Below are 12,550 nucleotides of genomic sequence, written 5' to 3'. Positions count from 1 at the left end.
GGTCTTCATAGCAGCCACACGCCACCAGATTCTCGCGCGCCATTAACGCAATATGCGCTGCAGCGCAACATCGCTGGTGTTGCAATACGCGATTGCAACGGTCAAAGCGCTTGGATGTTCGCTCGTATCTTTGCTGATCGCTTCGTTATGCTGCTGCTTGCCACGATATTGTTGGCGAGCATCCTTCCCGTGCGCGGTCAAGCAGCGGAGGTCGCGTCGTTCATATCCTTGGCCGCTATCTTCCTGCTGTTTTTCCTCAATGGCGTGCGCTTGCCGCGACATGAAGTGATAAATGGCGTGCGCAATTGGCGGTTGCAGGGGGCGATTTTCCTCTTTGTATTTGGGGTGATGTCGGCCACCGGATTGGCGCTGTCATATATTTTCGACAATATCTTGCCGCCAACGCTTGCCTTAGGTTTGTTATTCACAGGCATTTTACCATCCACTGTGCAGTCGGCTGCGGCTTATTGCGCTTTGGCCAAAGGCAATGTGGCCGCATCGGTTGTCGCGGCAGCCTTGGTCAATCTGATCGGCGTGGTGCTATCGCCTTTGCTCTTGGCGGTCCTGGCGCATGTGGGGGAAGCGAATATTTCAGGGGAAGCCGTTGGGCGTATTGCGCTCATCTTGCTTCTGCCCTTCACGCTTGGCCAAATTGCGCAGCGTTGGTGCAAGCCATGGGTAGACCGCAACAAGGATCTGGCGACTTGGATGGACCGCATTTCGATTGCGATTGCGGTCTATGTGGCGTTTTCAGGCGCGGTTGTGGCGGGGATATGGAGCGTGGTGCGCGGCGATGAGCTTGCATGGTTGGCATTGGCTTTGTCGGTAATGCTGCTGGTTGGCTTTGGTGGGGCTTGGGCGTTGGGTGGGGCGATGAGACTGCCGCGCGGTGACCGGATTACCATGCTGTTTTCGGGGGGGCAGAAAAGCATCGCCATTGGCGCGCCGCTCGCTGCAACGATATTCCTGCCCGCAATCGCCGGAATGGTCCTGCTGCCAACGCTGATATATCATATGGCGCAGTTGATATTGTCTGCGCCATTGGCCACGCATTTGGCGGGAACAGAACAATCTGAATTGTCATCCCCGACTTGATCGGGGATCCATGGTCCGCCCTGACAGCTTCTGCCAAAGGCTCAGGCCATGGGTTCCCGCTTTCGCGGGAATGACAAATTCAGTTTTATAGTGAGCGCAACGCTTCCGAAGGCCGCGCCGCCAAAATCGGAAGCGATCCTACGATGCCCAGTACAAAGGTCAATCCTGCGCCGCCAATGAGCGTCAACGCTAGGATCGAATAATCCGGCGCAAAGCTGAAGTCGAATATCTCGACCACGACATAATAAGCCGCAAACATGCCGAGTAAGAGCGACACCAAGCCAAGCACCACAGCCAAGACGCCATATTCCAATGCCTGCGCGCCCAAGATTTGCCGTCTTGTGCTGCCCAACATTTTCATGATGACGCTGTCATAGATTCGCGACTGGCGGGCAGCGGCAATAGCGCCGACGAGCACGGCGATTCCGGCCAAAATGGCGATGGATGCCGCAGCGGCAATGGCTTGCGCCATTTGCGTGAGCAATATCGTGATCTGTGCGGTCACTTCGCCGACCTCAATTAACGAAGATGACGGGAATGCGGGTGGGATCGACTTTGCCAATATGCGCTCGGCTTGCTTGGACACCGTCAACGTTGCCACCATATTATGCGGCGCCGCGTCAAGGCTTCCCGGCGAAAACACCATCACATAATTTAGGCCAAAATTATCCCATTTGACGGTGCGTAATGATGCAATTTTAGCGGGAATTTCGACACCAAGCAAGCTGATGGTCAAGCTATCGCCAACGCCGACGCCTAAGCTTTCGGCGGCTTCTGCCTCAAGGCTGACCAAGGCAGGGCCTTTATAGTCCTCTGGCCACCAAGCGCCTGCGACAATCTCGCTGCCATTGGGCATGACGCCGCTATAGGTGAGCCCGCGGTCGCCGTTGAGGATCCAAGCGCCTTCGGGCAGTTCTTCCAACAGATCCACACGCTGGCCGCCAAATTCAACAATAGTCCCGCGCAAGGCAGGGATCATGTTGATTGTAGCTTTGGGGTCAGCTTCTGTGACCATTTGTCTGAATTGGGCTTCGCCCTCACGCGGGATATCCAAGGCGAAGAAGCTTGGCGCTCGGTCGGGTACGCTATTCTTGATTTCATTGTTGATGCTGGTTTGGATGGCCGCGAGCGTCACGAACAAGGTGAGGCCAAGGCCAAGTGCGACGACCAAAGCCTGCGTCTGCGCGCCCGGGCGGTGCAGGTTGGCGAGCGCAAGGCGCGGCAGTGGTGCCTTTGGTCGCGGCACGCGCAACGCGATAAAACGCAGCAGCCATGCAATGCCCGTGAGCAGCAGCAGCAAGCCAAAGGCCGCGCCGATAAAGGCGAGCGAGAATAGAGGCTCTCTTGCTGTCGCCACCGCAAGAGCGATTATTGCGAGTATCGCCGAAACTACCCACATTGTGCTGCGCCGGTCGATGCGGGCGTTGCCTTCCACAATCGCGCGGAACAGGCCAGCGGCGGGCACAGTGCGCGCACGGGCCAGAGGCGGTAGGGCAAAGGCAATGGCGATTAACAGGCCGTAGATCGCACTGACGAGCAAGGGCAAAGGATGCAGATTAAAGCCCGGTGCAACCGGCAATATGTCACCAGCCACCCAACCTATAACCATAGGCATGACACTGCCCACCACAAGGCCCGTCAAAATCGCGCCTGCGGCAACGGTTAGGATTTGCAGCATATAGATGCGGAAGATCGTTCCGCTGTCCGCGCCCGTAACCTTCAATGTCGCAATGCTGGCGCGCTTGCTGGCGAGGTAGCTGCTTACGCCATTGCCAACGCCAATGCCGGCGATGACTAAGGCAGCAAGGCCGACAAGGGTTAGGAATTGGCCCATACGTTCAATGAAGCGCCTTGTTCCGGGTGCGCCGTTGGAGCGATCGGTAATGTCCCAACCCGCCGAAGGGAATTGCGCTTCAAGCGACTTTGCGACGGCAGCGGCGTCTTCGTTCGCGGCCAGCTTGATGCGGTATTTCGACTCATACATGCTGCCCGGCTGGATAAGGCCGGTATCCGGCAAAGATTTCATGTTGATTATGGCGACGGGGCCAAGCGTGAAGCCCTCGCCCAAGCGATCGGGTTCCACGGCGATGATGCCTGCAATCTTAAACCGCGCCTCCCCAAAACGGACGGTGCCGCCCGTCTGCATATCGAGCCGTTCGGACAAGCTTTGCCCGATGTAAATGTCGCCTTTTGCTGGAGCCTTTACGGTAGCGCCATCGCGCAGGGTCAACGCACCATAATGCGGATAGGCACCATCGATAGCCTTCAACTCGGCGAGCAGGCTGTTGCTATCAGCGGCTGGACCAATTGCCATTGCGCGCAAGCGGACAGTCTCTGAGACTAAGCCAGCCTTGCGCATCGCGGCCATTTCGGCCTGCGTCGCTTCGCGCTGGGCAATGCCGATTTCGACATCGCCGCCAAGGATGGTCTGGCCACGCTTTGACAATTCATCAGCGATGCCAGCGGTCAAACTGCCAATAGCCGCGAGCGTCGCAACGCCCAAGAAAAGGCAAATCGCTAGCAACCGGAGCCCACGGATACGCGCAGACAGGTCACGGCGCGAAATGCGCCATATGGCGGCGAGGGAGAGGCTCAAGCCGCGCTCTCCACGACATGCCCGTCTTGCATGGAAATTACCCGGTCGCATTTGCGCGCAAGTTCGGGGTCGTGGGTGATGATCAACAAAGTAGCGCCCAATGCGGCGCGGCGGTCGAACAAGAGGTCGATAATCGCCGTGCCTGTGGACCCATCCAAATTGCCAGTTGGTTCATCGGCAAATATAATCTTTGGCCCTGCGGCCATAGCGCGGGCAATGGCGACGCGTTGTTGTTCGCCGCCCGATAACTGCGATGGATAATGCGTCAGCCGATGCCCAAGGCCAACGGCTTCAAGCTCGCTTTGCGCGCGGCCGAACGGGTCATGCAGACCTGCTAGTTCTAAAGGGATAGCGACATTTTCAAGCGCGGTCATGGTGGGTAACAGGTGAAATGCCTGCAACACAATACCAATGCGACCGCGCCGTGCGCGGGCGAGTTCGTCTTCATCCAACTTAGTGAAATCCAGACCATCGACAAGGACAGTACCGCCGCTCGCTTGCTCCAGCCCCGCCAGCACCGCCATCAAAGAAGATTTGCCTGATCCCGACGGCCCAAGCAACGCGACGCTGCTGTCATAGGGCACCTCAAGGTCTACGCCGCGTAAAATCGACACGGATGCTTCGTTGCTACCAAGGCTAAGGGTGACATTTGCCGCGCGGATTGCCATATCCGCTTTGTGAGTGATCGGAGCGTGCAAGGAAAAGTCCTTATGAGAAGTTTTTGGCTATATGGGGCGTTATGTGTCGCAATCCAAGGGTTGTCGGGATGCGGGTCTAATCCTGTAGCGGAAAATAAGACCGAAGTTCAGCAAACGGCAAAGGTCGCACAATATGACCAATTGGTTGTTGCGTTTGGCGACAGCCTTTATGCAGGGTATCGCCTTGCGCCTAATGAAGGGCTTGCCCCGCAATTACAGGCAGCATTGCAAGCGGCAGGGATGAACGCCCGGGTGCACAATGCCGGTGTGTCGGGGGACACCACAGCAGCCGGAAAAACGCGGCTGGCCTTCGTGCTTGATAATCTGGACCGAAAACCTGACCTGGTCGTGCTTGGCCTTGGCGGCAATGACATGTTGCGCGGCATCAAACCAGAAGAAACCAAAGCGAATATGACCGCAATGATGGACGAATTGAAACGCCGCGATATTCCGGTGGTGCTGACGGGTATGTTGGCCGCGCCAAATCTAGGTGCAGATTATGTAAATGCTTTCAACGGGATTTTTCCGGGTCTGGCCAACAGTTATGGTGCCGCGCTATATCCTTTTTTCCTCGATGGCGTGGTGACGGATGCGGCCTTAATGCTACCGGATAACATCCATCCCAATGCTAAGGGCGTGTCTCGGGTTGTCGAAGGATTATCCCCGCTGGTCGAAGCCGCTTTGAAGCAGCAAGGCGAGGCTGTATTAGAAAAATAATACAGCAAGGGACGGAAGTGCTTGAAATGGTCAGGCACTCGTTCCATTTGTTGTGATATCCAATGACAGAGGGATTTTTGGCCATGTCGACTGAAACCGCAACCCAGACCGTGCAAGAGCTGAAGCTGGCACCGCCGGACCCTGTGCCGACCGTGACCCCGCAACAGGCGATGGGTCTGGTTCCCGTAACTGATGAGCAGCAAACTAAGCTGGCACAGCGGGTTGATGCCTATGTCGCTGACCTGATTGCGCAGGACGTTAACAGCCCTGAATTCGGCAAGCGGGTTGACCAACTGACCAACATGGGCCGCAAGGAAATCATGGAGGCATCGGCGCAGTCGAACCGCTTTCTGGATAAACCCATCCGTCGCATGGACGCTGAGTCTGGCGTTGGAGCGGATTTGGCCGAATTACGACGCGTTGTTGAAGATTTGGACCCTTCCAAAAAGGGCAATTTGATGACCAAGCAGAAGCTGTTTGGCATCATTCCCTTTGGCAATAAATTACGCAATTATTTCGACAGCTATCAAAGTTCGCAAACGCATATCGGCTCGATCCTCGGGCGCCTCGGCAACGGCAAAGACGAGCTATTGATGGACAATGCTGCCATTGATGTGGAACGTCAAAATCTGTGGGTTGCCATGGGCAAGCTGGAACAGATGATTGTCATGTCAAAGCAGCTTGATGCAAAGCTGGAGGAAAAGGCCGCTGAACTTGAGCTATCCGACCCAGCCAAATCGCGGGCGATTAAGGAAAGTGCGCTATTCTATGTGCGCCAGCGGACGCAGGATTTACTGACCCAGATGGCTGTGACGGTGCAGGGTTATCTTGCGCTTGATTTGGTGAAGAAGAATAATGTCGAGTTGGTAAAGGGCGTTGATCGCGCATCGACGACGACTGTCGGGGCATTACGGACAGCCGTGACGGTGGCACAAGCCATGACCAACCAAAAATTGGTATTGGACCAAATCACTTCGTTAAACACAACGACTGCCAATATCATAGATAGCACGGGCAAATTACTGCGCGACAATACGGGGCGCATTCATGAACAAGCGGCAGGTGCAACCATTCCGCTGGAAACATTAAGCCGCGCATTTCAGAATATCTATGACACGATGGACGCTATCGACACGTTCAAGCTGAAGGCGTTGGACAGCATGAAGCAGACATCGGACGCGCTTGAGAAAGAAGTCGAAAAGTCCAAGGGCTATATCGCCCGCGCCGAAGGTCAGGCGCAGGCGGTGAAGGATACCCAGGATAGCGGTTTGCTCGCGGCTTTGGAGGGGTGATGCTTGGTTTGAAACAGTTTAGGCAAGCCTGTGAATAGCCCCGCATCCAACTCAAACGACACCCTGAACGCGGCTGCGCGGTCGTTGCGCAATGTGCGGATGAAGCCGATTGGTTCCAAATCGCAGGCGCTGCGCCGTGCGCATTTTTGGGGCAAGCTGAGCAAGGCTGTGGTCGCGGTAGGGGTGGTGTTAGTCGGCGCGGGTATAATTGGCGCGATTATCGATGGCATCGGTTTTTGGGGCGTGATGATAACTGGCATACTTGGCGCGGCGGCGGCATATGTGCTGATGCGCTACCCCGAAATGCCTATGCCCACTGCGGAAAGCCTGCGTGTTACGGATCTCGCAACTTTGGCTGGCAAGACTGAAATCTGGTTGGAGGCGCAGCGTCCGGCTCTGCCAGCACCCGCAGTAACGTTGATGCAAGATATCGGCTTGCGGTTGGACCAGCTTGCGCCGGTATTGCAGACTTTGGATGAAAACGATCCGGCCGCGCGCGAAGTGCGTAAGCTTGTGGGCGAACATCTGCCCGAACTCATTAACGGCTATAAAAAAATCCCCGACAGCCTGAAACACAAAGAGCATGCGGGCAAGACACCAGCGCAGCAGCTTGTGGACGGACTGAAAACCATAGATCGCGAAATAGAGACCATGACCGGGCAAATTTCGCGCGGAGAGCTAGACAAGCTCGCGGTGCGCGGGCGTTATCTTGAAATGCGCTACGATAACAGCGAAGTATCGGGGTAGGACGCCTAAACTGGTTTTAAAGGACCACCGACGCGGGTTGCCTTACAAAATCAGGAGCTTTTGTGACGCGTAAAGGCGCTTGGATGAAAAGGAATGCATTCTGACGCGGCCCAAGCTTAGCAGAGAATTTTTCGGGACGCTCACCAACGGGGACACCGTTGAAGCGATTACACTCGTCAACGCCAACGGCATGCGGGTGCGTATCATCGGCTATGGTGCCGCCATACAGTCGGTTTGCGTGCCCGATGCGCAAGGCCGGTTTGCGGATGTTACGACGGGCTATGATAGGCTGGACGCCTATGTGGCGCAGCCGCATTATTTCGGTTCTACGGTCGGGCGCGTCGCCAATCGCATTGCCGGCGCGCGCTTCACGTTGGAGGGCAAAGAATATCTGGTTCCTGCCAATGATGCGGGTAACGCGCTGCATGGCGGCGAACTGGGATTTGACAAGGTCAACTGGACCGTCACATCCTGCGATGAAGAGGCGATGTCCGTCACGCTTTCGCATATCAGCCCCGATGGCGACCAAGGCTATCCCGGAAACCTATCCGTAACCGCAGCCTACCAATTGCACGCCGACAATGCTCTGTCGGTGCGATACCAAGCGACGACAGATGCGCCAACTATCGTTAATCTGTCCAACCATGCTTATTGGAATTTAGGCGGCGAAGGGTCGGCCTATGACGCAATGGACCATTTGCTGACTATCAATGCTGACCATTATTTGCCGGTAGATGCCATGCGCATTCCGACCAGCGAGCGCCGCCATGTGGCGGGCACTGCGTTTGATTTCCGAAAACCTAAAACAATCCGCCCGCATGTCCGCGATTTTTCCGATGAACAATTACGCCATGGGGGCGGGTATGACCATAATTGGGTGATTGATGAGGCGGTGGCGGGCGCGCCACGCTTGCACGCTATATTGAAAGATCCACATTCGGGACGGACAATGCGGTTGCTGTCCAATCAACCTGGCTTGCAGTTCTACTCCGGCAATTTTTTCGATGGTTCCACCGTCGGCAAGGCTGGCAAAAGCTATCAGATTGGTGACGCCATCGCCTTGGAACCGCAGATGTTTCCGGATGCACCGAACCAAGCTTCTTTTGCGTCGGTGGTGCTGCATCCTGACCAGATGTATGAAAACATCATCATTTGGCAGTTCGGCGCGGCTGCGTCTAATGCAGATGAGCATCTGCCCCAATAGCGCGAATATTACGCGGTAACCGCGCCACATCACCGATGGGCGTATGTAGTCCTGACCCTAATGCAGTGTGGAACAGACGTTGCTGGAAGCAACGGTTCGCTGCCCGGAGCGCTCGTGAAAAATGACAATGAAGGGGGTGCAAAGGTTTGTAGTGTAAAGGCATATTAAATCGGTTATGTGACCGTAAATTAATATAGAACTATCGTACAGGCTAACGCATGGATTTAACGAGTGACAATGAAGGGACCTCTTCTGAGATACCTCAGTCACATGTTTTTTTAATTGATGATGAGCAGGATGTTCTCCCCGAGTATCAAGAGTTTTTAGAGTTTGCCGGCTTTAGTGCCTGCACATCGGCTGACCCAGCCGAAGCGTATGAACGCGTTTTAAACACGCCGGAGATCGGCGTTGTTGTTACCGATCTGCGTATGGCAAAGATTGATGGCGCTAGCCTGATACGGAATTTGCGCGCTGCGCTTCCTGCCGAACGCCATGTCGGATTTATCATCCTGACGGGTGACGCAAGCACGCAACTGCCACCCGATATCGCGGATGTACCCGTGTTCCTAAAGCCCGCCGATACCGACGCGCTTATTGCCGCTATCCGTTTTGCACTGGTAGTTCCGTGAAATTGGCGCTCAAGAAACTGGCGTGGCCCAAAATGCATCGGCATGAGCTGCTTGCGGCTATCCTGCTGGGGCTGGCTGGTTTTCTTCTAAATACCCTTGAGTTGCCACTCGGGTGGGGCATGCAATTCGTGTTTGGTAACGCGATTATCTTTGCATTTATACGCGTACTTGCGCCGCAGTCGATAGTGCTGGCTATATCCATTTCGGGCCTGTGGACGATGATTCTGTGGAATCACCCTTGGGCATGGCTGCTCTGGGTCTTTGAGGCCATTTTTATCGCGGTCATTTGTCGGCGAAACGCTCCGGTTCAAAGTGATGTGATTTTCTGGACCATTCTTGCTGCACCATTGCTGCTTCTGACCTCCAGCGACATAGTCAAGATAGACGAGCTATCGCTCTCGCTGGTGGTGATTAAACAGGCCGCAAATGGCATATTAAATGTTGTCATCGGCGAACTGATTTACGCGGCTCTCATCGGAGTTAATCCGATGCGTCAATTTGTTAATTGGCCAAAGGTGAAGTTGGAAAGCGCGGTTATCACTGTGCTAATGGCCATCATTCTGATTCCGACAGTTTTTTATATGGTACTCGCCGCGCCCGACACCGAACAGACGGCGCGTAAGGATGTTGGCGGAACCCTCGAAAATCGGCTATTGGTGAGTAGTGTTGCGCTTAATAGCTGGGTTCAGTCGCGCAGCCTGGTACTGCGGATGCATGCGGAAGAACAATTTCAAAAGGGTCGCGCTCCGGAGCAGGCATTTTTTGATAAGCTTTCGCCGGATTTCGAAAACATCACGATCATTGGTAACGGGCGCAGAATGCAATGGTCCGCCGGATCGGGCGGCGAAAAGATGCGCTTGGTTGCCGAGAGCGCAAGCCAAAGTAGCATATTGGGCAGATACGGAGTGCGCCTTGTAACATTGCCGTCGCAACGGGCAGGGCAGAGTGGGCAATTCGCCATAATTGTCCCATTCAGCGCCGATGGTAAAGCTGGGATTATTATTGCCCAATTGCGCGACAAATTATTGGACACACTGATTGCTGGCCGCGGGACGCAATCGAACTATGGTGTTTTTCTTGTCAGTCCACTGCAGGGGACATTCCCGCTAAAGCAGGCCCCAGAACTGCTGGGCGATCAGATTAAATCGCTATCGCAGGAACAACGTCTGAACTCTTTGCAATCGCCTGTGCTTTTGCGTGGCACCGGATATAGCAATTTCGCTATGACGAATTGGCACAATGCCTATATTCTGCGTTCAGCTAGGGTGGCGGAGTTACCTGAATGGCAAGTGTTTGCGGCAGCCCCATTGGCGCCGGCGGCTGCCAAAGCGCGCATGCATCAACTGCAACTGTTCACTGCCCTGATGTACTTCGTATTTTTGACAACCCTCGTTGCCGCTGTGCTCAGCCAAAAAATGTCGCAGGCGATGGGGCGGCTCTTGCAATCTGCTGCCGATCTTGCCGATGCTGGCTTGCCCCAAGATCGCAAGGTTGGAAGGCTTATCCAGGAAGTGCAGGATATTTCCGGGACGATTGCTTCTGCAGGCAAAACATTCGGTCGAGAGCGCGGCGCGCTCGCTAGCTATCAGCGTCGCTTAAAAAGCATCGCGCAGCATGCGCCGGTCGCTGTTTACGCGCTGGACGTCGTAGATGAAGCGAAAGGATCGCTTGTATATGTCAGCGAGTCCTTGGAAGAAATTCTGGGTTATTCGCCCGCAGATGCAATGGATCCGGGATGGTGGACCCATGCGATCCACCCTGAGGACTATGAAGCTTGCGCCGAGGCGTTTGCGGGACTTGAAGCTGGCAAAGTCGTCAGTGTGGAATATCGGTTGCTGCACAAAGACGGTCATTATGTTTGGGTGTATGACACCATGTCCGTGGAGGCCAACCCACATTCAGGCACGCTTGAAGCGGTCGGGGTTATCATGGACATATCCGAGCGCAAGGCGGCCGCAGAGCAGCTTTTGCAGGCCGATAAAATGGCAAGCTTAGGACGGATGATTGCCGGTACGGCGCATGAATTGAACCAGCCATTGAATTTCATCAAAATGGCGGCATCCAATTTGCGCGAAAATGCGGTGCGCGACCGTATGGAGGCCGACCGTTTTCTGCCGAAGCTTGAAAATATATTGGTACAGGTGGAACGGGCGTCGGCGATTTTGCTGCAAATGCGGATTTTTGGACGCATACCCAAGGAATCGCCTTACCCAATAAATGTTAAGACCATTGTGGATGCGGTCGTTATGATGGTGGCGCCCCAGCTTGAACTCGATGGCACGCAAGTCGAGGTCACTGAAAAGGGCGAAGCAGTCCATGTTCAAGCTCTGCCTGTGTTGTTAGAGCAAGTGTTGTTGAACCTGCTGCTTAACGCCAATGACGCGATCCGGGCGCGCTATGGCACGGGCAATGCTGCCGAAGGTAGAATTAAAATCACAGTGAAGCGCCGCAACAAGCTTGCGGTCATTAATGTAGAGGATAATGGCGTTGGAATTCCTTCCAATGTCCTCCTAAGAATATTTGATCCGTTCTACACTACAAAGGCTCCGAAAGACGGAACGGGTCTTGGCCTATCGATCAGCTATGGCATCGTGTCGGATTTGGGCGGCGTCCTGCGCGCTAAATCTAACCGCAACGGCGCGCGCTTCACCATTGAACTGCCCTTAGCAGACCCGGCGGCCACCTAAGCATTTTTGCCTATCGTCAGCCAACAAAAGCGCGTTCCAGAACATAAGTGCCGGGTTGCGATTGTGCGCCTTCGGTGAAACCAAGGCTTTCCAACAACGCCCCTGTCTCCTTAATCATCGCCATGCTGCCGCACAGCATGACGCGGTCGAATTCTGGATCGAGTTTATAATCCCCGCTTTCAATTCTCTGCGTGATGCGACGATTTTCGCCCGTCCACGTCGGACATTTGGTGACTGACGCGTCATAGATTAGCTGCTGCTTTGCTTCTGCTGCAACCAAGGGGTCGTCTGCCAGTTGCGATTCCAGTGCATCGCGAAACGCCAGATCTTCAACCTGCCGCACGGTGTGCTGAACGGTAATCTTTTCATAGCGCTCATAAGCTTCAGGATCGCGAATGATCGACATCCACGGTGCCAATCCCGTTCCCGTGCCAATTAAATGCAGCCGCTTGCCGGGAAGCAACGCGTCCAGCGTCAGCGTGCCCGTTGGTTTGGCACCCAGCAGGATTTCGTCGCCGGGTTGGATTTTGCACAATATGCTGGTCAGCGGACCATCTGGAACAATGATGCTTAGAAATTCAAGCGATTCATCCCAAAAGGGCGAGGCCATGGAATAGGCACGCATCAATGGCTTATCATTGACCATAAGGCCAATCATGACGAATTGACCGCTCACAAAGCGAAATGAGGCGGGCCGTGACACCGAAAAGGAAAACAGTCCCTTGTTCCAATGATGCGTGGTCAAAACCTTAACAGTCGAAAAAGCCATTATTCACTCCATGATTCAGGGCGCTCTTTGACGGCAATGCAGTAATTTACAATAGAGACATTTCTTTTATCGTCAAAAGCCAGCCTTGTTTTTTGGAAATGGCGGGTAAATGATGT

General features: G+C 54.6%; 10 protein-coding genes. 7 read left to right on the top strand and 3 right to left on the bottom strand.

The window, feature by feature from the left end:
• The first annotated feature begins 114 nt into the window (after nt 1-114).
• Nucleotides 115-1,095, top strand: a complete 981-nt coding sequence (locus ACILP3_RS07005; protein ID WP_395615939.1) for a bile acid:sodium symporter family protein — start codon at nt 115-117, stop codon at nt 1,093-1,095.
• A gap of 85 nt (nt 1,096-1,180) precedes the next feature.
• Here ACILP3_RS07005 and ACILP3_RS07000 read toward each other — a convergent pair whose 3' ends face one another.
• Together ACILP3_RS07000 and ACILP3_RS06995 are read right to left on the bottom strand one after the other, a co-directional pair.
• Nucleotides 1,181-3,691, bottom strand: coding sequence for an ABC transporter permease (locus tag ACILP3_RS07000; protein WP_395615938.1), 2,511 nt, complete (start codon nt 3,689-3,691; stop codon nt 1,181-1,183).
• A complete protein-coding gene (locus ACILP3_RS06995; RefSeq protein ID WP_395615937.1) occupies nt 3,688-4,389 on the bottom strand; it encodes an ABC transporter ATP-binding protein in 702 nt (233 codons plus the stop codon). Before ACILP3_RS06995 ends, ACILP3_RS07000 begins: the two co-directional genes overlap by 4 nt.
• A 12-nt stretch (nt 4,390-4,401) precedes the next feature.
• On the opposite strand from ACILP3_RS06995, the gene ACILP3_RS06990 reads away from it, so the two are divergent.
• The 6 genes from ACILP3_RS06990 to ACILP3_RS06965 all read left to right on the top strand — a co-directional run bounded on the left by ACILP3_RS06990 (nt 4,402) and on the right by ACILP3_RS06965 (nt 11,665).
• Entirely contained in the window at nt 4,402-5,106 is a 705-nt protein-coding gene (locus tag ACILP3_RS06990) for an arylesterase (protein WP_395615936.1), read from the top strand.
• A gap of 83 nt (nt 5,107-5,189) precedes the next feature.
• Nucleotides 5,190-6,398: a toxic anion resistance protein gene (locus ACILP3_RS06985; RefSeq protein WP_395615935.1), complete on the top strand. Its 1,209-nt coding sequence runs from the start codon at nt 5,190-5,192 to the stop codon at nt 6,396-6,398.
• A gap of 30 nt (nt 6,399-6,428) precedes the next feature.
• Entirely contained in the window at nt 6,429-7,145 is a 717-nt protein-coding gene (locus tag ACILP3_RS06980; RefSeq protein WP_395615934.1) for a hypothetical protein, read from the top strand.
• Between the two features lie 79 nt (nt 7,146-7,224).
• A complete protein-coding gene (locus ACILP3_RS06975; RefSeq protein ID WP_395615933.1) occupies nt 7,225-8,349 on the top strand; it encodes an aldose epimerase family protein in 1,125 nt (374 codons plus the stop codon).
• A 218-nt stretch (nt 8,350-8,567) separates the two neighbouring features.
• Nucleotides 8,568-8,978 carry a response regulator gene (locus ACILP3_RS06970; protein WP_395615932.1) on the top strand — a complete coding sequence of 137 codons (411 nt, stop codon included), beginning with the start codon at nt 8,568-8,570 and terminating at the stop codon, nt 8,976-8,978.
• A 119-nt stretch (nt 8,979-9,097) separates the two neighbouring features.
• On the top strand, nt 9,098-11,665 hold the full coding sequence (locus tag ACILP3_RS06965) for an ATP-binding protein (RefSeq protein ID WP_395615931.1): 2,568 nt from the start codon (nt 9,098-9,100) through the stop codon (nt 11,663-11,665).
• Between the two features lie 16 nt (nt 11,666-11,681).
• On the opposite strand, the gene ACILP3_RS06960 is transcribed toward ACILP3_RS06965, so the two are convergent.
• The gene (locus ACILP3_RS06960) at nt 11,682-12,434 is read right to left on the bottom strand and encodes a ferredoxin--NADP reductase (protein ID WP_395615930.1); all 753 of its coding nucleotides are present in this window, start codon (nt 12,432-12,434) and stop codon (nt 11,682-11,684) included.
• Nucleotides 12,435-12,550 lie beyond the last annotated feature (116 nt).

This window comes from Sphingorhabdus sp., from assembly GCF_044239665.1.
Lineage (GTDB): Bacteria > Pseudomonadota > Alphaproteobacteria > Sphingomonadales > Sphingomonadaceae > Sphingorhabdus_B.
Note: the sequence above shows the minus strand (reverse complement) of the source record. Positions and strands in the feature narration are given on the sequence as shown.